The organism is Pararcticibacter amylolyticus (assembly GCF_003130405.1).
In the GTDB taxonomy this organism is placed as follows: Bacteria; Bacteroidota; Bacteroidia; order Sphingobacteriales; family Sphingobacteriaceae; genus Arcticibacter; species Arcticibacter amylolyticus.
The window spans coordinates 1-299 of record NZ_QEAS01000145.1 but is presented as its reverse complement, the minus strand read 5'-3'; the positions used below and the strand labels follow the sequence as shown (position 1 = coordinate 299).

General features: G+C 57.9%; 1 pseudogene. It reads right to left on the bottom strand.

Features of this window, described 5'->3' with window-relative positions:
* Positions 1-299, bottom strand: a pseudogene (locus DDR33_RS26385) (hypothetical protein); the annotation flags it as partial.

Sequence of the window (299 nt, the reverse complement as noted above, 5' to 3'; positions counted from 1 at the left end):
TAGTCGGTGGTCTTCTGAAGGCTGTTGTTGTCGTACTGCTGCTTGCGCACCAGCACCCCTGTGGCATCGTAAGTGTAGTTGATGTAACGGCCTGTAGCGGTGGTGATGGTCACTTTCTCCGTCCGTCCCAGGATGTTGTAGCTCAGCGTGGTCCCTTTTTTAGGATCGCCCGTCAGGCTCCCGCTCTGGTCATAGCTGTAGGCAGCAGCAGAGCCGGTCAGGTTCTTTACCCCCAGCGTGCTGCTGCCCCCGTCGCTGAGGCTGCTCAGCCGGTTGCCTTCATAGCTGTATGACAGGTT